Raw genomic sequence first — 24,419 nt, forward strand, 5'->3', positions numbered from 1 at the left:
CGGGTCCGGTCCGCGGCGCGCGGGTCCGTGTCAGGACGCTCACCGCCAGGTGGGGAAGACTGGGGTCGTGGGCGTGGCTCACCGCCCGGCCGGCACGGTGCCGGCGGGCGCCGGCTCGGGAGGGATCAGCAACATGATCATCTTTGGCACCAAGGGTTATCTGTACCAGCTCGCGATACTGACGCTGGTCTGCGGCCGCTGCGGCAATCCGGCCGCGCACACGCTCCGGAAGCGCGTCACCAAGTTCACCCTGTTCTTCGTGCCGCTGTTCCCGTTCTCGACGAAGTACGCGACGCAGTGCACGTTCTGCGGGGCGGAGCAGCAGGTGACCCAGGAGCAGGCGGAGCAGCTTCAGGCCCAGGCCGCGGGCGGCCAGACCCACGGGCAGCCTCAGCAGCAGCCGTACCGTCACTGATCGCGTCGCAGCCGCCGCCCCCGCCCGCGCCGGGGCGCGCGCGGCCCGCCATGATGGCGTGCGTGACGAACAGCGCGACGACGCATCCCTCCCGGATACCGGGTTACGACGGCGGCCCCTTCGCCCACCGCCCCGAGCTGCTGGACGAGAACCTGTTCTGGCTGGGCCACCTCTACAGCTGTGCCGCCGAAGCCGAGGCCGAGGAGCTGTTGCTCGGCGCGGACGAGGAGGCCGCGGCCGGTTTTCAGCGCGGCCTGATGGAGGGGGCGCAGTGGCCCGTCTTCACCGTGCCGCTCCACCACGACCACCGGCTCTACGTCGTGTACCGCGCCTTCCCGGACGACCCGGGCGTCGACTACCTCCTGCACCACCCGGACTGGGACCGGGCCGAACTGCTCGCCCGGGACGAGGGGCACTTCGTGGGTCCCGCGCTGTCCTGGCCCGAGCTGTGCGCGGCGGCGGACAACGGCCTGCCCGGCGGCAGCACGTCCGACCCCGGGGCGCGGCTGCTGCTGTTGCTGCCCGCGCTCGGGGACGAGGCCGTGCCCGACGAGGCGGCCGGCCGCGTGGCCGACGCGCTGGGCGCGTGTACGGCGGTGGAGGCGCCCGAGGCGCTGGCCGCGGCCCTGCTGGACGCCCAGGGACCGGCCGGTGCCGCGCGGTGGTCCGCCGCGGAGGGCGTGGGGCGGGTCAGCGACGGCCCGTACTCCTACCGCAACCCGGCCAACCACTTCGCGCTGCCGCCGGACCGGCTGGCCCGGGTGAGCGCCGCGCTGGACGGCGGCTCCGGCGCGTGAGCGAGCGGGCGCGGGGCCCGGCGGCGGCCTGCGGTGTCGTCGACCGCGACCTCGCCGCCGGTGATCCGCCGGGGTGTGCCCGTGAGGCGTTCCAGTCCCCGTCGCCGCCCTGCTCGGGGACGGCACCGCTACCGGAGCGTCGAGTTGTCCCCGGTCGGCACGAGGCAGTCACCGGCGCACTCGGCCGTGCCGCAGGCCCGGCGGTACTCGCTGGGGCTCACGCCGTGGACGCGTTTGAAGGCCGTGCTCAGGCCGAAGGCGTCCGCGTAGCCGACCTGGCGGGCCACCGCGGCGACGGTCACGGTGGACCGGTCAGCAGATCGGCGGCCAGGGTCATCCGCCAGTCGGTCAGATAGGCCAGCGGCGGCTTGCCGACCTGCCGGGTGAACCGTGCCGCCAGCGTCGTACGGGACACGCCCGCCTCGGCGGCCAGCGCGGCGAGCGTCCAGGGCCGCTCCGGCGCCTGGTGCATCGCCCGCAGCGCCGGGCCGGTCACCTCGTCGCCCAACGCCCGGTACCAGGCCGGGGGCGCGGCCTCCGGGCGGTCGAACCAGCCGCGCAGCGTGCACACCAGCAGCCAGTCCAGCAGCCGGTCCAGGACCACCTGCCGCCCCGGACGGCAGGACGCCGCCTCGGAGTCCAGGAAGTCACACAGTGAGGAGCAGCCGTCGGTGCCCGGGAGCACGAGCAGCGGCGGCAGGAGACCGAGCAGCCGCGCGGCGACCTGGCCGCGGACCTGGTACGTCCCCGTCAGCAGCACGGTGGAGGCGGGCGGCGGGGTGTCGGCGCTGGTGATCGCGGTGAAGGAGCCGGGCTGCGGGCGGTCGGTGACCGTGAACGGCGCCGGGCCCCGGACGATCGCGGTGTCCCCCGGCTTCAGCAGCCGTGGCGGGCCGGCGTCGAGGGAGATCCACGCCTCGCCGCGCAGCGCCGCGGACAGGGTCAGGGACGCGCCGTCGGTGAACCGCAGCGTCCACGGCGGCGACAGCTCCGTACGGCCGAAGCCGGCGCCGTCGGCGCGCACGCCCTGAAGGAGGTCGTCCAAGGGATCCACGCTTCACGATAACCGGCCGGACGATCGGACATTCCCGGCGGACGCCCGGCCATGTCCCGCGACGGGCCTGGCGAGTTGACTGGCGGTCATGACGACACACACCGATGAGATCCTGGTCCTCGGCGCGACGGGCAAGGTCGGACGCCGGCTCGTGCGCACCCTCCGGGCGGCGGGCCGGCCCGTGCGGGCCGCGTCCCGCTCCGGCGCCGTGCGGTTCGACTGGACCGACCGGCGCACCTGGTCCGCCGCCCTCGAGGGGGCGTCGGCGGTCCACCTCCTGGCCCCCGAGGACCCGGCCCTCGCAGCGCTCTTCGTCAAGCAGGCGACCGAGGCGGGCGTCTCCCGCTTCGTGGCGCTGTCCGCGCGCGGCATCGACCAGGTGCCGCCCCGGTTCTTCCCGGGCATGGCCGCGGCGGAGGAGGCGGTGCGCGACTCCGGCGCGCGATGGACGATCCTGCGCCCGAACAACTTCAGCCAGAACTTCGACGAGGACGTCTGGCACGCCCCGCTGCGGTCCGGGCACCTCGCCCTTCCCATCGGAGCCGTACCGGAACCCTTCGTCGACGTCCAGGACATCGCCGACGTCGCCGCGGCCGTACTGACGTCGGACGGTCACCACGGGCGGGTGTACGAGCTCTCGGGACCCCGGGCGCTCACCTTCGAGGCGGCCGTCGCGACGATCGCCGAGGCCGCGGGACGGCCCATCCGGTACACGGAGCTGACGCCGGAGGAGTACAAGGCGGACCTCCTCGCCGCGGGCGTCCCGGAGGAGACCGCGGACGAGCTGAACGCCATGTTCGCCACGATGCGCGCGGGACACTTCGCCGAGCCCGGCACCGGTGTGCGGGAGGTACTGGGGCGCGCGCCGGTCGACTTCGCGACGTACGCCGCCCGGGCCGCGGCGGCGGGTGCGTGGGACTAGAGAGACCCCCAGGGAGGGGTGTCCGCGAAGTCGCGCCTGCCGCGCGACGCCTGGCACGCCCCCTGGGGCGCGGGCGCTCCCGTACCACTTTGTGGCCGTCACTCGCGCGGGTACCCGGTCACCACGGAGCGGCGAGGGCTTCGTCGTACCGCTGGGCCTGCGCTTCGACTACGCCACGGAGGTCGCCCGGCTGGGCCGGCTGCTGGACGCGCTCGACTGGCCGGCGGTGAACCTGGCGGGCCACGACTACGGGGGCTTCCTCGCCCTCGGCTTCGCCCAGGACCACCCCGGCCGGGTGCGCCGCCTCGCCCTGCTCAACACCCGTGCCCACGCCGCCTTCACGCCGCGCTGGAAGGCCGCGTTCGAACTGGTCACGCCGGCCGGGCGGACGCCCGTGATGCGGTCGCTGGCCCCCTCGCTGCCGCTGGGCGCGGTGCACCGCCGGGCGCTGGGGTACCTGGTGCGGCGCGGCTATCTCGACGACGAGCAGCTGGAGGCCTACATCGGCTGGATGGACACCGCCGAGGGCCGCCGCTGGCTGCTGCACTACTTCTCGCACTACCGGGTCGCCGTACGGCCCGAACTGCGGCGGCGGCTCGGCGACATCGGCTGCCCGACGGCGGTCGTCTGGGGACGCTCCGACTCCTACCTCAGCGCCTCGATCGCCCTCGAACCGACCCGCAACATCCCCGGCGCGGAGCCGACCATGCTGGACGACGCGGGCCACTGGATCATGGAGGAGCGTCCGGCGCAGGTCACCGCCGCGCTACGGCACTGGCTCGACCGGGACGTCTGACCGCGCCCCCGGTCACGACGGCCTCCCGCTCGTCCTCGTCACCGGTCACGGGGCTGTTGGGGCCGTCCCGTGCGGCTCTCCAGGCGCCGCAACTCCGTCGACGCGGTGCGGGCCTCCCGTTCGGCCGTGGTGAGGGCGCCGGCGGCCAAGCGGTGGCGTTTGCCGGCCTCGCGGTGTGCGCGGTCGGCGTCCCGCAGGGCCTCGCGCGCGGCGCGCAGCCGTTGCTCGGCGGCGTCCAGCCCCGCCTGCGCCTCGTCCCTTCGCTCGCGGGCGCCTGCCAGGGCCTCCTCGGCTTCGGCCGCCCGGTCGCGGCGCTCGCTCAGACGCCGCTCGGCGTCCTCGGCGGCCCGGCGTGCCTTGGCGAGCTGTTCCTCGCGGATGCGGCGGCGTTCGGCGAGTTCGTCCTCGGGGGGCGGGGAGGCCTGGCGGGCGGGCTTCCCGGTGGACTTTTCCGCGGACTTCCCGGCGGACCTCTCGGCGGGCTTCCCGGCGGACTTCTTGACGGACCTCTCAGTGGGCTTCCCGGCCGGTTCCGCGCGGGATTCGGCAGCGGCCGTCGTCTTCGGCTTCGACCGGGCCGTGAGCGCCGCGAGCGCCGCCGCGTCCGGGTCGGGGGCCAGGAAGGCGGAGGGCGGGCTGAGGGCCCCGGTCAGCCGGCCGGAGGCCCACTGCTCGGCGGCGTCGGGATCGGCGAGGACCGCGTGCAGTGTCGCGGTGACGTCCTGCTGGGCGGCGGCGGACAGCGGGTGCCCGGCCGCGTCGGCGAGCCGGGCGGCCTCCCGGGACAACGCGGCGACGATGCGGCGCCGTTGGGCGGAGAGGTCCCTGAGCGCGGCGGGGTCCAGCGTGCGGTAGGCCTCGCGCAGGGCTTCGCCCAGGTCCAGCAGCCGGCGGCTCTCGTCCGGTTCGCCGCGCAGCAGCAGATTGGCGGCCCAGGCGGCCAGGGTGGGCCGGCGGGCGGCGCGGATGCGCCGGGAGTCCTCCGCGCGCCCCGCCGTCCTCGCCGCGGCGGCCAGTTCCTCGCGGCGGGCGACGAATCCGGGCGGGGGCGTGGTGTACAGCTCGTCGAGGACCGCCTCGACGTCGTATTCCCCGGTTTCCCCGGTCTCCCTGGTTTCCCCAGTCTCCCCGGTCTCCCCGGTCTCCGTGGCTTTCCCGGATTCCCCGCCGCCCTCGCCGCGTCCGCCCTTGCGCTGCATGGTCCCCAGCCTGCCGCCGACACCGCGCGTGCGCACGTCGAGCCAGGTGGGGCGGGGCGTTGTCAGACCCGTCTGCGAGGGTGGACGGACGGGGCGGCGCGGGTGCCGCCCGGGTCGGTGGCGAAGGGGGCGGAATGACACGGTGCGACGACGGCTGGACCGGTATCGGCTGGGACGGCTGGAAGGACCTCGAGGAGGTGCGGCGGCGCCTGGACGAGGGTGCCGATCCGGAGAAGTGGAGCGGCGGGCGTCCCCTGCACCGCGCGGCCGTGTTCGGCTCCCCGGAGGTGGTCGCGGAGCTGGCCCGGCGGGTGGCGGACGTGGACGCGGTGGAGTACGGGGGGACGGCGCTGTGGGAGGCCCTCATGGCGGACCGGCCCGACAACGCCCGCGCCCTGGTGGAGGCGGGGGCGGATTTCTGGCGGCGGCTGATCGGCGGCTGGTCGCCGGGACGGCTCGCGCTGGCGGGTCCGACGCCGGATCTCTTCCCGCTGGCGGAGGGCGAGCCCGGCCTGACCGACGCGGAGCACGCGGTGGCCGAGGAGGGCAGACGGCTCCGCGCCGCGCTCGGCACCTTCCATTACGAGGGCACGGGCCTGGCGTGCGTGGCGGGCATCGACGCCGACGAGGCGATACGCCGCCTGGAGGCGACCCCGGCGGACGGCGAGGAGATGGCGGAACTCATGGGAGACCCGTTCGCGTACGACCTCGAGGAGAGCCTTCCGTTCGTCGGTGTCACCACGGTGCCGGGCGGCTGCGTCATCACCCAGCCGTGGGGGTACGCGCCGTCGATGCCGGGCGTGCACACCCGGCTGTCCGTCGGCACCGTGAGCTACGGCCTGTACGCCAACGCCAAGAGCGGCAACCAGGGCAGTATCGCCCGCGACGGGATCATCGAGGGCTGGGACCTCCACCCGGGCGGCACGCCGGACCCGGAGTCGACCTCCGACGAGGTCCTGTTCTCGTACGTCTATCGGTACAACGCCGTCGCCTACTCCTGCGCGTACGCCGGCCTGCGTCTGACCGACGCCCGCGCCGTCGTCGGCCCGCCGGACGTGTGGGTGGAACTGCCGCAGCGGGACTACTGGGGCCACTGACCATGAGCACTCCCCTGCCCCGCCCTTTGCTCTACCTGGACGTCGACGGCCCGCTCAACCCGTACGCCGCGAAGCCGCACCGCCGTCCCGAGGGCTATGCGACGTTCCGGATGAAGCCCGAGGGGTGGATCGCCCGGCACCCCGGTCAGCCGCCCGGGGCTGTGAAGCCGTTGCGCGTGTGGCTCAACGCGGACCACGGGCCCCGGCTGCCGGCCCTCAGCGAGGTGTACGAGCTGGTGTGGGCCACCACGTGGGGCGTGGAGGCGAACACCTTCGTCTCGCCCGTCCTCGGGCTGCCGGAGCTGCCCGTGGTGGAGTGGCCCGCGCCGCACGACGCCGGTGACGCCGGCGCGGACGGCGTCTTCTGGAAGACCCGGCATCTCGTCGCGCACGCCGCGGGACGGCCGTTCGCCTGGGTGGACGACGAACTCGGGGAGCGGGACCGGCTGTTCGTGACCGTGCGCCACGCGGGCGCGGCGCTGCTGCGGTACGTCGATCCCCGGCTCGGGCTGCGGAGCGACGACTTCCGGGCCCTGGAGGACTTCGGGCACGCGTGGGCGCGGTCGGGGCGCCGGCCGTGACGCAGTGCCTCCCCGACGACCACGCCGGAGCCACCGCCCCCCGGGAGGGGAGCGGTGGCTCCGGTGGTCGGCCGGCTCAGGGAGTGGTCAGCAGGGCTGCCAGTGCCTCCCCGGTGTGCGGGTGGTGGGCGAGGAGGGCCGCGCCGGACGGGGGCTGGTCCGCCTCGGCCCAGCCGTCGTCGCAGCCCAGGAGGGACGCCACCGCGTCGCAGGTCGCGGGGTGGGCGGCGAGCAGGGGCAGGCCGCGCGGCGCGGACGAGCGGGCGCGGGACGGGCGTACGTCCGTCGGGGCCGGCTCGGCTCGCCACGGCGGGGTCCACGCGTCCAGGGCCGTGAGGCGGCCGGGGAAGACGCGGCCCGCCTCCCGGATCAGCAGGGGCGTGAGGTCCGCGCCGCCGGAGCGGAGGGTGGTGATCAGGGTCGGCAGCCAGGGCAGCAGCACCGGGTCGGGCAGCCGGGCGAACGCGTTCGACACTGCTTCGACGACGAAGTCGGCCAGGCCGGGCACCGGTTCCAGGGCGTGCAGGAAGCCGCTGAGGTAGCGCGGGTAGGCGGGCACGACCAGGGGGTTGCCCAGCAGCTCGTCGCAGCGGGCGCGCAGGTCGGCGCGGGTGAGGGTGCCGAGCTGGGTCTTGGCCGCCCAGAGCAGCGCCGTCTTGGCGGGGTCCTCGGGGTGTGACTGGGCGACGGCCAGCTCCAGCTGGTTGCGGTCGCAGCCCAGCGACAGGGCGAGGCTCTCCATGCTGAACAGGAAGCCCAGCATGGCCGCGACCTGGCGGACGCTCGCCTCGTCGTCGGTGAACGCCGTCGGCAGCAGGGTGCAGTAGTGGGCGTAGCCCGTCTTGACGAAGGACTCGATCCACGCGGGCAGGGACGGTTCGCTGGTGCGGTAGTACGCCAGCAGCCCGCGCACCCGGCGCAGCACCTCCGGCGCGCCGTCGACGCTCCGCTCGGTCGCCAGCACCTCGAGGGCGCGCCGGCCGAGTTCGTCGGCGAGGCGGCGGCTGCGCAGGTAGAGGGTGGCGTCCTCGACGGTTTCGAGGACGGTCGCCGTGGTGGCCTGCGGGCCGTACGCGGTGCGCCGCAGCCGCTGTTCGAGGACCTGCTCGATGCTGACGCCCTCGTAGCCGAGCTCGATCAGGGCCCGCTGGTGGGTTCCGAGGGCCAGGTCCCACGACTCCTGGATGGGGCGCTCGCCGAGCTTGCGTTCGCCCATGATGGGGCGGGCGGCGCCGTGCGGCATGAGGTAGCGCAGCATCCACAGCACGTCGGAGCACTGTTCCAGCTCCGGCTGCGAGGCCATGTCGAGCAGAGCCCGTTGCACGCCGCGCTGCTGGAGCTTGAGGTTCAGCGGGGCGAGCCGGTCGTGGACGTCGCGGGCGAGCGGCGGCAGCGCGTCGTAACCGACCTGTCCGACGCGGTCGCCGCCCAGCATGATCTCCACGAGGCGGCGCACATCGCGCCGTCCCGGCACGGTGTCCTTCTCGATGCAGGTGACCGCCGCGTCCTGGAAGTCGTACGGCGTGGGCTTGGCCCGGTCGCGCATGCCCGCGAGGAGGATCGACGTCTCGAACACGGCGATGGCGTCGGCGGTGGAGGCGAGGTAGCCGTTGCGGCGGGCGGCGCGCACGATCTCCACGGACCAGCCGAGCAGTTCCTCCTCGTCGAGACGGTCCAGGACCGGTGGCCGTTGCAGGAATCCGGTGAGTTTGTCGGTGGCGGCGGGCGGGTCGGCGGCGGCAGGGGCTGCCGTGGCCTTCACCGCCGTCTTCGCCGCCTTCTTCGACGTCTTCGTGCCCGCCTGCCCCGCGAGCCGGTACGGCTTGACCCGGGTGCGCTTGAGGTTCTTCGTCCACTGGGTCGCGGCGATGGACACCGAGCCGGCGGCGAGCCCGAACTGCGCCTCGATCGCCGCGTGGCTGGACGGGATCAGGCCGTGCTGCCACTTGGTGGCGCTGGGCGGGCTGATCTCGAAGGTGTCGGCGCCGTGGACGCCGAACTCGGCGACGCGGCTGGCGGCGTGGAACGCGCCGCAGACGTAGAGGGCGTCCGCGGGGTCGGTGCCGGTCGCGGCCATGTGCCGGCGCATCCGCGTCCACATGTACCGCTCGCGGTCCTCGTCGACGCGTACCCGGTGCGGGTCGCCGGGGGCGAGGCGCCGGAAGAGGCTGCCGATGAGCAGCATGACCTGGCGGTAGGTGTCGTGGTCGCTGTCGCCGAGGGGCAGTTCGACGTACTGGTGCCACCACTCCGACCAGTGCCGCACCTTGCCGTGCCGCAGCAGGTGCTCCTCCAGTTCGGCGAAGCGCGGGCGCAGGTCGCCGATCTCCACGCCGACCGCGTCGCCGTGCAGCGCCGCCTCCTCCTCGGCGGGCGGCGCGTCCGGGTCGGCCGGGGAAGCGGAGTCCTCCTTGGTCTCCTGCCACTGGAAGACGTGGTCGGAGGAGCGGTCCACGAGGACGAGTTCGACGCCCGGGGTGTCCAGGGCGTAGGCGATCGCCTGGTACTCGGCCGACGCCTCGGTGATCGGGGCGACCACCGACAGCGGTGCCCATTCGGCGGGGAAGCCGTCGACCTCGGTCGCGAACGCCTGCACCGCGACCGGGAGCTTGCAGTTGCGCAGCTCGGTCAGGAGCGGGGCCATGTCCTCGCAGAGTTCGAGGTAGACCACCTTGGGCTGCTTCTCGCGCAGCCGTCGTGCCATGGCGAGCGCGGAGGCGGGCGAGTGGTGGCAGACGGGGAAGATCTCCAGGGGTTCGCGTATCGCGCGGTCGACGTCGTCGACGATGCCGAGGAGGATGCCCTCCAGGGCGTCGGGTCCGCCGGCGAACGCGGTGGCGGCTTCCTGGAGCTGGGTGCGCAGGGCGGCGAAGGCCGATTCGTTCATGGCACTGTCCACGGTGCTGTTCCGCGCGTTCACGACAGGGTGGCGATCGCGTCGCGGCCGCCCTCGAGGAACTCGGGCCAGGAGCCGCCCTCCTCCTTGCTGCGCGGCTCGACCACGCCGTGCAGGTACTTGTTGAGGATGGCCAGGTCTTCCGGTTCGCGGCGGGCGAGGGAGCCGACGAGCGAGGAGGCGAGGGTACGGGCGGTCAGGGCGCGCTCGCCGAAGAAGTTGCTGTGCAGGATGGCGTCCTCCAGGACGCCGATCTGCTCGGCGGTGGACAGCGCGGACTCCAGCTTCTCGTCGTCGCTGGCGGCAGCGGCGGCGGAGGCGCGCAGGTCGGAGAAGGACTGGAGCAGTACGTCCAACAGGGTGGGCGGGACGTCGAGTTCGATCTGGTGGCGGCGCAGCAGTTCCTCGGTGCGGAAGCGGACGATCTCCGCCTCGCTCTTCCTGTTGGTCACGACGGGGATGCGGACGAAGTTGAAGCGGCGCTTGAGCGCGGAGGACAGGTCGTTGACGCCCCGGTCGCGGCTGTTGGCGGTGGCGATCACGGAGAACCCGGGCTTGGCGAAGACGATGTTGTCGCTGTCGAGTTCGGGGACCGAGATGTACTTTTCGGAGAGGATGGAGATCAGCGCGTCCTGGACGTCGCTGGTGGAGCGGGTCAGTTCCTCGAAGCGGCCGATGACGCCGTTCTCCATCGCGGTCATGATCGGCGAGGGGATCATCGACTCCCGGGACTGGCCCTTGGCGATCACCATGGACACGTTCCACGAGTACTTGATGTGGTCCTCGGTGGTGCCGGCCGTGCCCTGTACGACGAGGGTGGAGTTGCGGCAGACGGCGGCGGCCAGGAGTTCGGCGAGCCAGCTCTTGCCGGTTCCGGGGTCGCCGATCAGCAGCAGGCCGCGGTCGGAGGCGAGGGTGACGATGGCCCGCTCGACGATGCTGCGGTCGCCGAACCACTTCTGGGAGACCTCGCGGTCGAGGCCGTCGGCCCGCTCGGAGCCCAGGATGAACAGCCGGATCATCTTCGGCGACAGCCGCCAGGAGAACGGCTTGGGGTTGTCGTCGATCGACTCCAGCCAGTCCAGCTCCTCGGCGTACTTGATCTCGGCGGGGGCGCGCAGCAGGTCGGACATGTGTAAGGCCTTTCGGTGAGAAGAGAAGAGAAGAGAGGTAAGAGTGCTGAGGCGCGGGACGGCTCAGGTGAGGAACGACTTCAGCTCGTGGACGAGCTTGCGGATGTGGCCGGATATCACCGGCGTGCCGAGGTCCTTGAAGCGTTCCCGGAACCACGGGTTGACGCTGCCGCGGCCCGCGCTGGTCACCGAGCCGACGGGGATGAACTTCGCGCCGGAGCGGTGGATGGCCGCCATGCTCTCGAAGAGCGGCTCGGAGCGCCATTCGTAGAAGTCGGAGATCCACACCACGACCGTGTTGCGCGGTTCGGCGATCTTCGGCTGGGCCAGGGCCATGGCGACCGTGCCGTCGGTGCCGCCGCCGAGGTTGGTGCGCAGCAGGGTCTCGAAGGGGTCGTTCACCCAGGGGGTGAGGTCGAGCGCCTGCGTGTCGTAGGCGATCAGGTGGACGTCGACCTTGGGCAGGCCGGCGAAGATCGACGCGAGGATGGTGCAGTTGACCATCGAGTCGACCATCGAGCCGGACTGGTCGACGACCACGATGAGTCGCTGGGGGGTCGTCTTGCGGACGGTGTGCCGGTAGTAGAGGCGGTCGACGTAGAGCCGCTCCTCCTCCGGGTCCCAGTTGGTGAGGTTCTTCCAGATGGTGCGGTCGACGTCCAGGTTGCGGAAGACCCGCTTGGGCGGGATCGACCGGTCCAGGGTGCCGACGGAGGCCTTCTCGACCTGGGTGCGCAGGACTTCGGCGACCTCGTCGACGAAGCGGCGGATCAGCGCCTTGGCGTTGGCGAGGGCGACTCCGGAGAGGTTGTTCTTGTCGCGCAGCAGCTGCTCGATGAGCGACATGCTCGGGGTGAGCTGGGCGGCGAGATGCGGGTCGGCGAGGACTTCGCGCAGGCGCATCCGCTTGACCAGGTCGGCCTCGATGGCGCCGAGTTCGGGTCCGATCGCCGGGATGAGAGCGCTCAGGTCGGGGGTGGGGTGGCCGGCTCCCGTGCCGGTCGGGCTCACTCCCCCGCCGGCGGCGCGGCCCGCCCCGTTGCCGGGACGCGCGCCGCCGCGTCCGCCGCGCAGGTCGCCGGGCTTGCAGCCGAGTGCCCGCTCCAGCCATCCGGCGTCGGACTGCCACCGGGCGAGCTGCCCGGCGGTGACCGTGCCGGAGCCGGAGGCGAAGACGTTGAGCAGCACCTTCGACACCAGGGCGGCGCGGCGCACCTCGGCGGCCCGGTCCCGGTCCTCGCCGTCGGGCTCGGGCACCATCAGGCGGTCGAACTCGTCGGCGAGTCCGGGGTGGCGCTGGACGATCGAGTCGACGGACGTCTGCGGGTCCAGCAGGGCGGGCGGCAGGCCGATGTCCTCGACGACGGCGAGCGAGGCGGATTCCAGGCCGGCCTGCTCCTCGTGGTCGAAGAGGCGGGCGAGCAGCCGCCAGTACAGCACCTGCCGGCGGTTCTCGTCGGCGTTCGCCGTCACGGGCTCGTCCGTGTTCGCCGTCACGGGCTCGTTCGTGTTCGCCGTCGTGGTCTCGGCGGCGTTCGCCGTCACCGTCTCGTCGGCGGTCTCGCCGATGGTGTCTTCGGTCGTCTGATCGGTGGCGTGGTCGGTCATTTCCTGAGCAGCCTTCCGGCGCGTTCGCGCAGCACGGCCACCGCGTCGGTGGCGGCCTTCTCGAGCTTGGCCCCGGCCTTGTCGGTGGTGCCGCCGGCCCAGGCGCCCGCGTGCACGGCGACCGTCTTCTTGCGCACGGTGGTCTCCACGGCGAGCGGCTGGAGGACGAACCGTCCGGCGTCCCAGCGGAGCAGTCCGATGCAGGCGCCGGACGCGGCGACGGCCTTCGGGGTGAGCGGTCCGGCGGTGGGGACGCGGTCGGTGTCGACGTCCAGTCGCCGCCCGGTCAGGGTGAACGTCACCGTCTCGTCGTCGGCGTCCTGTTCGACGGTGTAGCCCTCCAGGAAGACCGGCTGGGTCAGGCGCGCCGGGTGCCGGTCCAGGGGTGCGGTCGGCGGGGTGGTGGCGGTGGGCAGGGCGACGCGGGCGGTGGCGAAGGGGTCGGCGGGCTCGCCCGGGCGGGCGTGCTCGTCGCTCCAGATCAGGTCGCCCTCGGCGGTGACGGGCATGTCGGTGAGGTCCATGGAACGGCCCTCGCCGAGGGCGGCGAGCAGCGCCATGTGCGGGCGCAGCAGCTGCCAGACTCCGGCGCCGAGGACGGTGTCGGGCTTCGGCGCGGACACGCTCGCCCGCACCAGCCGTGGCGTGCCGCCGTCGGCGGGTTCGAGGACGGCGTGCACCTGGGCCTGGGCGGCGGTGGCGTGTTCCTGGAGGTCGACGCCGAGCGGCAGCAGCCGTCCGGTGACGGTGTCCGTGGCGGGCGCTGCGGTGGCGCCGGGCAGCGTCAGGAGCATCCCGCGGGCCCACAGGTCGGCCCAGCGGCGCACGGGTATCCGCTCGAGGGAGGCGCCCGGGCAGGACGCGGCGAGTTCGGCGGCGAACCCGTCGAGGAGGGTGGCGAGGCGGCGCAGCTTCGGGTCCGGGAGCATCGCGGAGACCACCTGGGCGGAGCCGGAGACCACGTCGTGGTCGATGCCCTGCCAGCCGGCGCGCGCGAGGTCGCTCAGCCAGGAGCGGGCGGCGGCGAGCAGGTTGGGTGCCTGCTGCCCGGCGGTGTCCGTGGCGGGCGCGTCCTCGCGGGGGCGGCCGGTGGCCTCGTCCACGCGGGCGGCGAGCGCGTCGTGGACGGAGCCCAGCAGGGCGGTGCGGGCGGCGGCGAGCGTCAGGAAGTGGTCCTCGCTCGCGGCGCCGGCCGCGGCCTTCTCGGCGGCCTCGGCGGTGCGGGCGGCGAGCGGGCTGGCGGCGACCGCGTCGGCCAGCTCCATCAGGCCGGCCGCCTGGGCGGGCTGGGGCCTCAGCAGGCCGCCGGTCAGGACCTGGTCGAAGGCGTCGACGGCGGCCAGGGCCTCGTCCAGCCCGTCGACGGGTTCGGTGAGCAGATCGAGTCGCATCAGGCCACCGCCCTCGTCGGCGGGAACCACTGCATCTCAGGCAACGGCCCGGTGCTCGCGGCGAGTTCGAGGTAGGCCAGGTGGCGCAGGAACCGGCTGAAGACGGACGCGGCGGCCTTGCTGTCGGCCGGGGACGGGCGGGTGGCGCTCATCGCGAGGTTGAGGGCGTGGGCGGTCGCCTCGCCGTCCCCGAGGTCGGCGCGCAGATAGCGGGCGACGCGCTCGGCACCGTACTGGAGCACCGATTCGTTGATCAGGGCGCCGATGTGGTTGCAGAAGCCGCCGCGGGCGCCGCCGCACGGCCGGTTGTTGTTGGTGCTGCACGCGTACGCGTACGTCCCGGCGGCGACCGACGAGACGTACACCCGCCCGATGTCGGAGCCACTGGAGACGACGCCCTGCAGACGTCCGTCGGCCAGTTCCACGAACGGGACCTTGGCGAGCTTGCGCGGTCGGGCGGGCGGGATCACCCGCGCCGTGCTCGACCTCTCGAAGTGCGACAACGCACCATCTCCTTTGCAGCACAAGGGAAGTCCGACGCCGGATCGGCGGGACACGAGAGAACTTACTGGCGACCACTGACAACGCCCCTGCCGCCGGACGGCGATGGCGCTCCCCCGGCGCTCCCCGGCGCTCCCCCACGCCCGTCGGCGCCCGGGAATTGGCCGGTTGAGCCCGTCTCCGCCCGCGGTCCGGAATCGTTCACGAGTCGAGTAGGCGGGGCGAGGGACGGCCCGCCGGAAGGGGGCGTTCGTGGAGAAGGACCACTGGGAGGTCACGGCGGGGCTGGCCGCGTTCCTGGACGAGGCGGCGCCTCATGTCCCCGCCCCGCAGCGGGGGTTGCTCCAGGTGCTGAAGATCGGGGAGGAGTTCGGCGAGGCCGCCCAGGCACTGATCGGGGTCACCGGCGTGAATCCGCGCAAAGGCACGAGCCACACCTGGGACGATGTGACGGCCGAGATCTGCGACGTCATCGTCACGTCGATGGTCGCGCTGCACCGGCTCGGCGTTCCCGACCCGGCCGCTGTCTTCGCCGAGCACCTGCGCGGGATCGCCGCACGCACGCCGGCCGCGAGGAAGGACTGACATGAGCGGTGGGTGGATGCCGCGCGAGGAGTGGGTCAAGACGCAGCCCCGGGCGCTCGTCGCCTCGTGCGTGCTGCTCCACGACGCCCGGGGGCGGCTGCTGGTGCTGCGCTACTCCCCCGAGGAACCGAACGCAGGTCACTGGTGGCTGCCCGGCGGGATGCTCGACCACGGCGAGGACCCGTGGACGGCGGCGCGGCGGGAGGCCACGGAGGAGACCGGCCTGGACATCGGCCACGAACCCCGGCTGATCGGCATCGACCACCGCGTCGACGTCCTCGGCACCGGCCCGGTCCTCGACTTCTACTTCGACGGCGGAACCCTCGCCGGCACCGAGCGCGTCCGGCTGAGCCCCGAGCACGACCGATACGCCTTCCTCACGCTGGACGAACTCACGGAACCGTCCCTGACCGTGCACCGGCCGATACTGGCCGCACTGCACACCGCCGCCCGGGACGGGGGCGTCGTGTGCATGCGGGAGGGGCGGCCCTGGTGAGGGTGCCCGGGCGCGGTCCGCGCAGTGCGGGCGGCCGATGCCCGGGCGCGGGCGCGGGCACGGGCACGGGCACGGGCACGGGCACGGGCACGGGCACGGGCACGGGCACGGGCACGGGCACGCCGAGGATCCCCGCACGTCATCCCCGGTGACACCCCGCAGGGGGAGGTCAGGGGCGCCGCGGCCCGGGCGGCGGCCGACGAGTCCGCTGCCCCCGCCCCGGCGAAGCACCCCATGCCCGAGCGAGACCGCGTTCCCCCACCTCACTCTTGCGCCACATCCCACCCGTGCCTCATCGTTGACGCGCGTTACACGGCTCTTCACGTTCGGCAGTGGCTCACAAGGCTCACCTCTCCCCCGGCCTGGAGGTCGCATGCTCAGACGCACCGCACGACTCGTCGCCGCATTTGTCATGATCCTGTCGGGCGCGTTCCTCGGGACCGTCGCCACGGCGGGCACCGCGCACGCGGACGGCTGCTACACCTGGACCCGCACGCTGGCGCCGGGCGCCTCGGGCGCCGACGTCACCCAGCTCCAGATCCGGCTCGGCGGCTACGCGGGCTACGGCTCCGTCCTCGCCGTCGACGGCAGCTTCGGACCGGCCACGGAAGCCGCCCTCAAACGCTTCCAGTCGGCGTACGGCCTGACCGCGGACGGAGTCGCGGGCAGCAGCACCTACAACAAGCTGTACGCGTTGCAGGACGACGACTGCACCCCGATCCACTTCTCCTACAGCGAGCTGAACGACTGCAACACCACCTGGTCCGGCGGGGCGGTCAGCGCGGCCACCGCCAAGGCCAACGCCCTGCGCACCATGTGGAAGCTGGAAGCGCTGCGGCACGCGCTCGGCGACCAGCCGATCACGGTCACCAGCGGTTTCCGGTCGTACGCCTGCAACGAGGCGGTCGGCGGAGCGAGCAACAGCCGTCACCTCTACGGCGACGCCGCCGATCTCGGCGCCGGGCCGCACTCCCTGTGCACGCTGGCCAAGCAGGCCCGCTACCACGGCTTCCGCGGCATCCTCGGTCCCGGCTACCCCGGCCACAACGACCACACGCACCTCGACCACCGCGACAGCCAGTTCTGGTCGGCCCCCACCTGCGGCATCTGATCACGCCGCACACCGGCGGTCACACACCGGCGGGCCGGGCCCCGCGGCGTACGCGGGGCCCGGCCCGTCTCATGAGCCTCACCGGTCGGCCTGTCGAGCGCTCGACGGGCCGACCGGACGGCCAGTCGTCATTCAGCGGTTCACGCCGTCGTCGGCGGCGTCACTTACGGAAGGCGTCCTTGGTCTTCTCCTTCGCTTGGCGCATGTCGCCCTTGGCCTTCTCCATCCGGCCCCCGGACGTCTTGCTCTCGTTGCCGACCGCGCGGGCGGCCGTCTCCTTGACCTTGCCCTTGACCTGTTCCATCTTCGCCTTGGACTTCTCGTTGCGGGCCACGCTCGCTCACTCTCCAGGACTCGCTTGCGGGGTCACACACCGGGTGACCCCGCGCGGGGGAGGGCAAACCCGCGCGGGGTGGCCCGGCCGGGCGGCCTCGCGCCGCCTCACAGTTCGCGGGGCCGCAGCGGGCGGACCGCCGGACCTTGGAGGACACTGCCGTCGGGTGCGAAACGGGACCCGTGACAGGGGCACTCCCACGCGCCCTCCGCCCGGTTGAAGGAGACCAGGCAGCCCATGTGGGTGCACCGCGCGGAGAGGGCGCGCAGCTCGCCGTTCTCGTCGCGGTGGACGGCCACGTGCCGGCCGCCGACGGGGATGACGGCGCCCTCCCCCGGCGCGAGATCGTCCACGCGCGGGTGCAGGCCGGGCGCCAGCCCGGACAGCCGGTCCCCGACGAAGTGCCGGGCGACCTTGGCCTGGTTCTTGAGGAACTGCCCGCCCTCGCGGACGACGGTGGCGATCCGGCGCGGGTCGTACAGGCCACTCCAAGGGCTGTCCCGGCCGCTGATCAGGTCGCAGAGCAGCCGTCCGGCCATGATCCCGCCGGTCATCCCCCAGCCGCCGAAGCCGGTGGCGACGTAGACGTGCCGGGCGCGCGGGTGCAGCAGGCCGACGAGCGGCACCGAGTCGGTGGAGTCGTTGTCCTGGGTGGCCCACCGGTGGGTGACGTGCAGATCGCCGAACTGGCGAAGCGCCCAGCCGGTCAGCGTGGCGAAGCGTTCCTCCACGTCGGCGCCGCCGCCCGGGGTGAAGTGCTCGCCGGTCACGATGAGCAGCCGCTGCCCGTCCTTGTAGGGGGCGGTCCGCACGGAGCGGGTCCGGTGCTCGGGGGTGATGTACATGCCCTCGGGGGCCTTCGCCTCGTGCACCGGGGCGGCGACCACGAGTTCCCGGCGCGGGGTGAGGCGGGTGAACAGCAGGGCGCGGTCGAAGATCGGGTAGTGGGTGGCGACCACGACGTCACGGGCGGTGACGCGGATGCCCCCTTCCGTGGTCAGCACGCAGGGCTCCCCCTCGGTGAGCCCCACCACGCGGGTGCCTTCGTACAGCCGCCCCCCGCCCCGGCGCACACTGTCGGCCAGCGCCATCAGATACTTACGGGGATGGAACTGGGCCTGCTCGGCGACGCGGACGGCGCCCGCCACGGGGAACGGCAGGTCCGTCTCGGTCACGAACTCGGCGGGCAGCCCCGCCTCCCGCGCGGCCTCCGCCTCGGCCCGCACCTCGGGCACGCGGTGACGGCCCTGCACATAGGTGTACGCGGCCGTCTCCTCCCAGTCGCAGTCCACCCCCAGCTCCCGGGCGACCTCGGCGGCATGACCGATCGCGTCCATCTGGGAGCGGGCGTACAGCCGCGCGCCCTCCTCGCCGCGGGTGCGGCGCAGCCGGTCGTAGATCAGGGTGTGCTGGGCGCTGACCTTCGCCGTGGTGTGCCCGGTGACACCGGCCGCGATCCGGTCGGCCTCGAACACCGCGACGTCGTGCCCTCGCCGGACCAGCTCCCATGCGGTGCTGAGGCCGGCTATGCCCGCCCCGACGACCGCCACGTCGACGGTGAGATCGCCCTCCGGCGCGGGGGCCGGATCGCCGGGGGGCACTGTCTGCAGCCAGTACGACCCGAAGGTGTCCGCCTGTTCGCTCATGCGCGTCGAGTGCCCACGCGCGGGGCGATCACACGGCGAGGGCCCCGCGCGGACGGCCGGGTCGAGGTGGCGGGATCGGAGATGCCGGGACGGGGGCGGCCGGGACAAGGACGGCCGAGTGCGGGTCAGCCCTCGCGGCGCAGCCGCCAGACGTTGTCGCCGCGGAAGCCTTCGACGCCCTCCGGGGAGACGCTGGGCTTGTGGACGGTCTCGGCGGTGACGACGGTCCACTCGCCCTCGGGCAGGGCGAGTTCGGCCAGCAGGCCGTCGAGGGTGGGGAACTCGCCGTCGAACGGCGGTTCGTGCTGCCAGCTGGGCCAGGTGGCGTGCAGGCCGATCAGCAGGGTGCCGCCCGGTGCGACGGCCGCGGCGGCGCGGCGCAGGATCCCGTACAGGTCGAGTTCGACCGGGGACTGCAGATAGTGGGCGCTGACCAGGTCGAAGGTGCCGTCGGGGAAGGTGCGGCCCAGTTCGTGGCGCTGCCAGGCGATCCGCTCGTCGACGCCCGCGTCGGCGGCGTGCCGGGCTGCGCGTTCCAGGGCGGTCGCCGAGATGTCGACCGCGGTCACGCGCCAGCCCCGGGAGGCCAGCCAGACCGCGTCCGCGCCCTCCCCGCACCCGAGGTCGAGGGCGTTGCCCGGGGTCAGGTCGCTCGCCTCCCGCACCAGCAGCGGGTTGGGCCGGCCGCTCCAGATGCGGTCGCCGTTGCGGTAGAAGCTCTCCCAGAAGTCGGCGGGTCGGTCCGGGGCGGGGGTGTGCGTCATGGTGGGTCCTCCCTGTGTCGCGTACGTGCCTGCGTGTCGCGTACGGCCCCGCGTGTCGCGTACGGCCCTACGTCGTCGAGCCTGGATCGAACCTCCGCGTACAGCAACGTTCTTTGCCGGTTCCGCAAATCCAGGTCGGGGTTCCGCTCGGGCGACGCCCGTTCCGCGCATCCGGCACATCCGGCGCGGGGCCGGCCGTACGCTGGTCGCCGTGCGTGACGTGGACGGAGAGTACGGTCCGGCGGCCGTGGCGGAGCGGTTCACCGGGCGCGCGGTGACCGGGGTGCGGCCGGTGTCCGGGGCGCTCGCCGAGGTCACCCTGCGCGGGGGCCCGGTGGTGATCGTGAAGCGGCAGGAGGCGCCGGGCGGGGTGCGGGCCGAGGCCGCGGGGCTGCGGTGGCTGGCGGAGGCCGGCGCGGTGCCGGTGCCGGCGGTGCACGGGCATGACGGGCCGTGGCTGGTCATCGACCGGGTACCGGCGGGCCGGCCCGGCGCGGAGGCGGCGGTGCGGTTCGGGCGGGAGCTGGCCGCGCTGCACGCCGCGGGCGCGCCCGCGTTCGGGGCGCCCCCGCCGGGCGGCCCCGAGGACGCGGCCATCGGGCTGGCGCCGATGCGCAACGTCACCGGCGCCGACTGGCCGCGCTGGTACGCCGAGCACCGCGTCCTGCCCTATCTGCGCCGCGCCGTCGACGACGGCACCCTGCGCCCCGACGAGGCAACGGTGTTCGAACGGGTCTGCGCGCGGCTGCCCGAGCTGGCCGGGCCCGCGGAGCCGCCCGCCCGGCTGCACGGGGACCTGTGGAACGGCAATGTGCTGTGGGGAACCGACGGGCGGGTCTGGCTGATCGACCCGGCCGCGCACGGCGGGCACCGCGAGACCGATCTGGCGATGCTCCAGCTGTTCGGCTGCCCGCACCTGGACCGGGTCCTCGCCGGCTATCAGGAGGTCGCGCCGCTCGCCGACGGCTGGCGGGACCGCGTCGCCCTGCACCAGCTCTTCCCGCTGCTCGTGCACGTGGTCCTGTTCGGACGGTCGTACGCGGGACAGGCCGTCGAGGCCGCGCGCACCGCGCTGACCCGCTGATCATCACTGTCAGTGCTCTCGGTTACAGTGGCGCGCCACATCGAGAGGAGACAGGACCGTGCGGGTCAGGGTGGGGAAGGCGGGACGGGCCATGGCCCATGCCGCGGTGGTGGCCATGGTGCTGACCGGGTGTTCGGAAACCGCCGAGCCGGACGCCGGGGAATCGGGGGGTGCGTCGGCCGGCGCCACGGCGGACGCGAAGCCGGCGGGCGTCGGGAGCGGCGGCAGCATCGGCGCGGCGGGCTCCGCCTGCGAACTGCCCGTCCGCTTCGACATAGCCGAGAGCTGGGAGCCGGAGGCGATCGACGCCGCCGCGGCCCGGGCCGAGGTCGACGAGATGGCGGACGAGGGCTCCGACGACCCGGACAGCCTGGACAAGGAGCTGGCCGCCGAGCTGGCCGACTCCCTGCTGACCCAGGGTCCGGTGACGGCCGCCTGCGAGGTGGACGCCAAGCCCGCCGGGCACATCGGCTTCCTGCGCGTCTTCACCGGCGAACCGGGCGACGACGACGCGCGGACCGTCCTGGAGGACTTCGTACTCGCGGAGGAGAGCGAGGAGGTCAGCCTCGACGAGCAGCGGTACCGCACCTTCCGGTCGGGCGGCCTGACCGGCGTCGAGGTGTCATACCTGCGCTCCAGCGAGATCCTTGAGGAGACGACCAAGCAGCGCGCGCTCGCCGTCGTCACGGCGGACGGGCCGGTCGTCCTGCACCTGGGCGGGCTGGACGACGAGGAGCACGAGGCGATGCTCCCGGCGTTCGACCTCGCCAAGCGGACCCTGCGCATCTCCTGACCGCCGGGTCCGCGACGGCGCGCGTGGACGGGACAGGAGCCGATGACTGGGAGCGGTGAGGCCAGGAGCGGGACGCACGCACGGCTGACCGCGCTGCTCACCGACGCCGCCGTCGAGGCGACCCGCGCCGCGGAGGCCCGGGCCGCCGGGGTGTACGTACGGTCCGCGAGCCGGGCCGAGCTGCGGCTGGCCGCCCTGGTGGGGCTGCCGGGCGTGCTGTTCCGGCCCTGGTGGCGGGTGCACGTGGACCGGCGCTTCCCGGTCTCCGACACCTACCGGCTCGGTGTCCAGGTGGTGCTGGCGAACACCACGGAGACCATGCGCCGCTACCCGCAGTTCGCCGCCGCCCTGCCGTTCCCGATCGGGTCGGTCTGCGTGCCGCTCACCGGGGCGACGGAGACGTTCGGGGTGCTGACCGTGCTGCTGCCGAGCGCGGCGGACGCCGCCGAGGTGCTGCCCGCGCGCGACCGGCTGGCCGAGCTGGCCGAGGAAGTGGGCGCGGCGGTACGACCGCTGGAGGCCGACGGGGAGCCGCTGACCTGGGACGAGGAGCCGGTGTGCGTCTCGCCGCCGACCGTCCGGCCCGCGACGGTGCGCGTCGGCCGGTTCCGCTGGGACCCGGCGGCGGACGTGGTGACCGGCGACGACACCGTGCGCACGCTGCTGGGGCTGACGCCCGCCGACCTGCCCGGCAGCGCTCGCGCTCTCGTCCGGACCCTGGCCAGGGCGGACGCCGGCCGTTTCCTGGAGCTGCTGCGCGACACCGCCGACGGCGGTCCGCGTACGGCCGAGCCGCTGTACGTACGGACCGTGGACGGTGCCGCGCTGCGGGTGGAGTTGTGGACGCCGTCCCAGGTCGAGGGCATCGTCGTCGACGCGGGTTCGGTCGCCGACGCGGCGGCCGACCAGCTGCCGCAGGGCCTGTTCAGCCTGGACCGGCTCGGGCGGATCGTGCACGCCAATCCGCACGCGGCCCTGCTGCTGGGCGAGCCGCGGGCCCGGTTCCTCGGACGACCCCTGTGGGAGGGCGTGCCGTGGCTCGGCCGGCCCGCCTTCGAGGACCATCTGCGGGCGGCCCTGCTCGCCCCCGACCCGGTCCACTTCCACGTCCGCCGCCCGCCTCGCGGGCGCCGCGAGGGCGCGGCGGGATCGGCCCCGACGGGTGAGCCGTTCCAGCCGGGCGGGGGCGACTGGCTGGCCGTGTCGGTGTACCCCGGCACCGAGGTGCTGACCTGCACCGTGACCCGGTCCACCGGGGGAACGGACGCCGCCGCGGCCCCGACCGCCGCAGCAACGGCCGTCGGGGCTCCGGCCGTCGGGGCTCCGGCCGTCGGGGGTCCGGCCGTCGGGGCTCCGCCCCAGACTTCGGACGGCCTGACCCCCGCCGCTGGGACACCGCCCGCCCGGCCCGCCGGGACGCCACCCGCCGCCGGAACGGCAGCGCAGGGCCCGGACGGCCTGTCCCCCGCCCCGGGGACGGCAGTCCACGCCGCGGGCAACCTGCCATCCCCCACCGAGACGGCAGCCCACGCTCCGGACGGCCTCGCACCCGCCACCGGAACACCGGCCCAGGCCCCGGCCGGCCCGCCACCTCCCACCGAAACGTCGGCTCGGACCCCGGACAGCCCCGCCCCGGCCACCGCCACACCACCCACCCCGGCCACCGCCACACCACCCACCCCGCCCTCCGACACCCCACTCACCGACACGCCCCCCACCGCACAGACCGCCGAAAACCAGACCGCCGGAACCCCCGCACCCATCGGCGGCACCCCGATACCCGACGCCCCGGACACCGACGCGGCCGTCGCCTCCCCGGCCTTCCGGCCGATCGTGCTGGCGCTGGCGCTGACCGAGGCGGTCACGGCCCGGCAGGTCTCCGCGGTGGTCATGCAGGAGCTGCTCCCGGCCTTCGGCGGGCGCCGCCTCGCCATCTATCTGCTCCAGGACCGGCATCTGTACCTGGCATGGGAGACCGGCTTCCCGCCCGGGTTCCTGGACCCGTTCCAGGGGGTCGGTCTCGACGCGCGGCTGCCCGGCGTGGAGACGCTGACGACCGGCCGGCCGCTGTTCTTCGACTCGATGGAGCAGCTGGCGGCGGCCTACCCCGGCATCCCGCTGGACGCGCGGGTCGGCGCCCGCGCGTTCCTCCCGCTGATCGCCTCGGGGCGGCCGGTGGGCTCCTGCATCCTGGGCTTCGACCGGGTGCGCAGCTTCAGCACCGAGGAGCGCACGGTGCTGACCGCGCTGGCCGGGGTGATCGCGCACGCGATGGAGAAGGCCCAGCGCTACGAGACGGAGGCCGCGCTGGCCCGGGGCCTGCAGCGGGCGCTGCTCCCCCGCCGGCTGTCGGTCCACCCGCGCGTGGAGGCGGCGGGGCGCTATCTGCCGGGCACCCAGGGGATGGACGTCGGCGGGGACTGGTACGACGTGGTGGGGTCGGGCGACGGGGTGGCCCTGGTGATCGGGGACGTCCAGGGGCACGGGGTGCAGGCGGCGGCGACGATGGGGCAGCTGCGCAGCGCGGTACGGGCGTTCGCGCTCGACGACCGGCCGCCGGACGAGGTGCTTGGCGGCGTCAACCGGCTCCTCATCGACCTGGACCCGGGCCAGTTCGCAAGTTGTTGTTATGTGCGCCTGGACCCGGTCACCGGCGTCGCCCGGATCGTCCGGGCGGGCCATCCGCCGCCGCTGCTGCGTCACCCGGACGGCCGCACCCGGGTGCTGGACCTGCCCGGCGGCGTGGTGCTCGGGGTGGACGCGCACGCGGACTATCCGGTGTCGGAGCTGCCGATGGCGCCGGGCGCGCTGCTGGCGCTGTACACGGACGGGCTGGTGGAGCGGCCCGGCGGTGACATCGACGACGGCATCACGGCGCTGCGACTGGCACTGGCCAGGGCGGGCGCGCCGCCGCCGCGCCCGGGCGGACGCTGGCTCGCGGGTGTCGCCGACCGTCTCACCGCGGCGGCCCGGCACGCCGTCGACCGGCCGGACGACATCGCCCTGCTGCTCGCCTTCCGGCGCGGTTAGACACGACGGCCGGGGCAGGCCGGGAATCCGCGACCCGCACGCGTGCGGCGCGTGCACCCGCTCGTACGACCGCCGCCCGGGGTGACGCCCCTCGCCTCCTCGGGCCGGGGAGTGTAGACAGGGCACATGGTCCGACATTTGGGTCGATCCCGGGCTCGGTCCACCGGACCGCCCGGCGCCGTGCGC

21 protein-coding genes and 1 pseudogene are annotated in these 24,419 nt (G+C 74.1%); 12 read left to right on the forward strand and 10 right to left on the reverse strand.

What is annotated here, in order from left to right; genetic code table 11:
- Positions 1–133 precede the first annotated feature (133 nt).
- Together ACIG0D_RS23255 and ACIG0D_RS23260 are read left to right on the forward strand one after the other, a co-directional pair.
- Entirely contained in the window at positions 134–415 is a 282-nt protein-coding gene (locus tag ACIG0D_RS23255; protein WP_399804147.1) for a zinc-ribbon domain-containing protein, read from the forward strand.
- 62 nt (positions 416–477) lie between these two features.
- On the forward strand, positions 478–1,212 hold the full coding sequence (locus ACIG0D_RS23260; protein WP_399803974.1) for a hypothetical protein: 735 nt from the start codon (positions 478–480) through the stop codon (positions 1,210–1,212).
- A gap of 128 nt (positions 1,213–1,340) precedes the next feature.
- Here ACIG0D_RS23260 and ACIG0D_RS23265 read toward each other — a convergent pair.
- A pseudogene (locus ACIG0D_RS23265) lies at positions 1,341–2,266 on the reverse strand (AraC family transcriptional regulator).
- A gap of 88 nt (positions 2,267–2,354) precedes the next feature.
- Here ACIG0D_RS23265 and ACIG0D_RS23270 point away from each other — a divergent pair.
- Both ACIG0D_RS23270 and ACIG0D_RS23275 read left to right on the forward strand, forming a co-directional pair.
- Positions 2,355–3,188 carry an NAD(P)H-binding protein gene (locus ACIG0D_RS23270; protein ID WP_399803978.1) on the forward strand — a complete coding sequence of 278 codons (834 nt, stop codon included), beginning with the start codon at positions 2,355–2,357 and terminating at the stop codon, positions 3,186–3,188.
- Positions 3,175–3,984, forward strand: a complete 810-nt coding sequence (locus ACIG0D_RS23275) for an alpha/beta fold hydrolase (RefSeq protein WP_399803980.1) — start codon at positions 3,175–3,177, stop codon at positions 3,982–3,984. The genes ACIG0D_RS23270 and ACIG0D_RS23275 overlap by 14 nt, the downstream gene beginning before the upstream one ends.
- A 38-nt stretch (positions 3,985–4,022) precedes the next feature.
- On the opposite strand, the gene ACIG0D_RS23280 is transcribed toward ACIG0D_RS23275, so the two are convergent.
- On the reverse strand, positions 4,023–5,183 hold the full coding sequence (locus ACIG0D_RS23280) for a hypothetical protein (RefSeq protein ID WP_399803983.1): 1,161 nt from the start codon (positions 5,181–5,183) through the stop codon (positions 4,023–4,025).
- 134 nt (positions 5,184–5,317) lie between these two features.
- Here ACIG0D_RS23280 and ACIG0D_RS23285 point away from each other — a divergent pair, with 134 nt between their 5' ends.
- Positions 5,318–6,280 carry an ankyrin repeat domain-containing protein gene (locus tag ACIG0D_RS23285; RefSeq protein WP_399803986.1) on the forward strand — a complete coding sequence of 321 codons (963 nt, stop codon included), beginning with the start codon at positions 5,318–5,320 and terminating at the stop codon, positions 6,278–6,280.
- 2 nt (positions 6,281–6,282) lie between these two features.
- On the forward strand, positions 6,283–6,861 hold the full coding sequence (locus tag ACIG0D_RS23290) for a hypothetical protein (protein WP_399803988.1): 579 nt from the start codon (positions 6,283–6,285) through the stop codon (positions 6,859–6,861).
- A 76-nt stretch (positions 6,862–6,937) separates the two neighbouring features.
- Here ACIG0D_RS23290 and ACIG0D_RS23295 read toward each other — a convergent pair whose 3' ends face one another.
- The 5 genes from ACIG0D_RS23295 to ACIG0D_RS23315 form a co-directional block, all read right to left on the reverse strand.
- The gene (locus ACIG0D_RS23295) at positions 6,938–9,748 is read right to left on the reverse strand and encodes a hypothetical protein (protein WP_399803991.1); all 2,811 of its coding nucleotides are present in this window, start codon (positions 9,746–9,748) and stop codon (positions 6,938–6,940) included.
- 29 nt (positions 9,749–9,777) lie between these two features.
- Complete coding sequence (locus ACIG0D_RS23300) at positions 9,778–10,890, reverse strand: AAA family ATPase (protein ID WP_399803994.1); 1,113 nt, start codon at positions 10,888–10,890, stop codon at positions 9,778–9,780.
- Between the two features lie 63 nt (positions 10,891–10,953).
- A complete protein-coding gene (locus ACIG0D_RS23305) occupies positions 10,954–12,498 on the reverse strand; it encodes a VWA domain-containing protein (protein ID WP_399803997.1) in 1,545 nt (514 codons plus the stop codon).
- Complete coding sequence (locus ACIG0D_RS23310; RefSeq protein WP_399804000.1) at positions 12,495–13,889, reverse strand: hypothetical protein; 1,395 nt, start codon at positions 13,887–13,889, stop codon at positions 12,495–12,497. The genes ACIG0D_RS23305 and ACIG0D_RS23310 overlap by 4 nt, the downstream gene beginning before the upstream one ends.
- Positions 13,889–14,392 carry a hypothetical protein gene (locus ACIG0D_RS23315; protein ID WP_399804003.1) on the reverse strand — a complete coding sequence of 168 codons (504 nt, stop codon included), beginning with the start codon at positions 14,390–14,392 and terminating at the stop codon, positions 13,889–13,891. Before ACIG0D_RS23315 ends, ACIG0D_RS23310 begins: the two co-directional genes overlap by 1 nt.
- A 250-nt stretch (positions 14,393–14,642) precedes the next feature.
- Here ACIG0D_RS23315 and ACIG0D_RS23320 point away from each other — a divergent pair, with 250 nt between their 5' ends.
- From ACIG0D_RS23320 to ACIG0D_RS23330, 3 genes are all read left to right on the forward strand, one after another.
- Positions 14,643–14,975: a MazG-like family protein gene (locus ACIG0D_RS23320; protein ID WP_399804006.1), complete on the forward strand. Its 333-nt coding sequence runs from the start codon at positions 14,643–14,645 to the stop codon at positions 14,973–14,975.
- A 1-nt stretch (position 14,976) separates the two neighbouring features.
- Complete coding sequence (locus tag ACIG0D_RS23325; RefSeq protein WP_399804008.1) at positions 14,977–15,471, forward strand: NUDIX hydrolase; 495 nt, start codon at positions 14,977–14,979, stop codon at positions 15,469–15,471.
- Between the two features lie 373 nt (positions 15,472–15,844).
- The gene (locus tag ACIG0D_RS23330; RefSeq protein ID WP_399804011.1) at positions 15,845–16,582 is read left to right on the forward strand and encodes a D-Ala-D-Ala carboxypeptidase family metallohydrolase; all 738 of its coding nucleotides are present in this window, start codon (positions 15,845–15,847) and stop codon (positions 16,580–16,582) included.
- Positions 16,583–16,742: 160 nt separating this feature from the next.
- Here ACIG0D_RS23330 and ACIG0D_RS23335 read toward each other — a convergent pair whose 3' ends face one another.
- From ACIG0D_RS23335 to ACIG0D_RS23345, 3 genes are all read right to left on the reverse strand, one after another.
- Complete coding sequence (locus ACIG0D_RS23335; RefSeq protein WP_399804013.1) at positions 16,743–16,916, reverse strand: CsbD family protein; 174 nt, start codon at positions 16,914–16,916, stop codon at positions 16,743–16,745.
- 107 nt (positions 16,917–17,023) lie between these two features.
- Complete coding sequence (locus ACIG0D_RS23340; protein ID WP_399804016.1) at positions 17,024–18,562, reverse strand: FAD-dependent oxidoreductase; 1,539 nt, start codon at positions 18,560–18,562, stop codon at positions 17,024–17,026.
- 125 nt (positions 18,563–18,687) lie between these two features.
- The gene (locus ACIG0D_RS23345; RefSeq protein WP_399804019.1) at positions 18,688–19,326 is read right to left on the reverse strand and encodes a class I SAM-dependent methyltransferase; all 639 of its coding nucleotides are present in this window, start codon (positions 19,324–19,326) and stop codon (positions 18,688–18,690) included.
- 211 nt (positions 19,327–19,537) lie between these two features.
- Between ACIG0D_RS23345 and ACIG0D_RS23350 the strand changes: the two genes are divergently transcribed.
- The 3 genes from ACIG0D_RS23350 to ACIG0D_RS23360 all read left to right on the forward strand — a co-directional run bounded on the left by ACIG0D_RS23350 (position 19,538) and on the right by ACIG0D_RS23360 (position 24,233).
- On the forward strand, positions 19,538–20,410 hold the full coding sequence (locus ACIG0D_RS23350) for a fructosamine kinase family protein (protein ID WP_399804022.1): 873 nt from the start codon (positions 19,538–19,540) through the stop codon (positions 20,408–20,410).
- A 91-nt stretch (positions 20,411–20,501) separates the two neighbouring features.
- Positions 20,502–21,203: a lipoprotein gene (locus ACIG0D_RS23355; RefSeq protein ID WP_399804024.1), complete on the forward strand. Its 702-nt coding sequence runs from the start codon at positions 20,502–20,504 to the stop codon at positions 21,201–21,203.
- A gap of 42 nt (positions 21,204–21,245) precedes the next feature.
- Positions 21,246–24,233 carry a SpoIIE family protein phosphatase gene (locus ACIG0D_RS23360; protein WP_399804027.1) on the forward strand — a complete coding sequence of 996 codons (2,988 nt, stop codon included), beginning with the start codon at positions 21,246–21,248 and terminating at the stop codon, positions 24,231–24,233.
- The last annotated feature ends 186 nt before the right edge of the window (positions 24,234–24,419 follow it).

The organism is Streptomyces sp. NPDC052773 (assembly GCF_044547145.1).
In the GTDB taxonomy this organism is placed as follows: domain Bacteria; phylum Actinomycetota; class Actinomycetes; order Streptomycetales; family Streptomycetaceae; genus Streptomyces.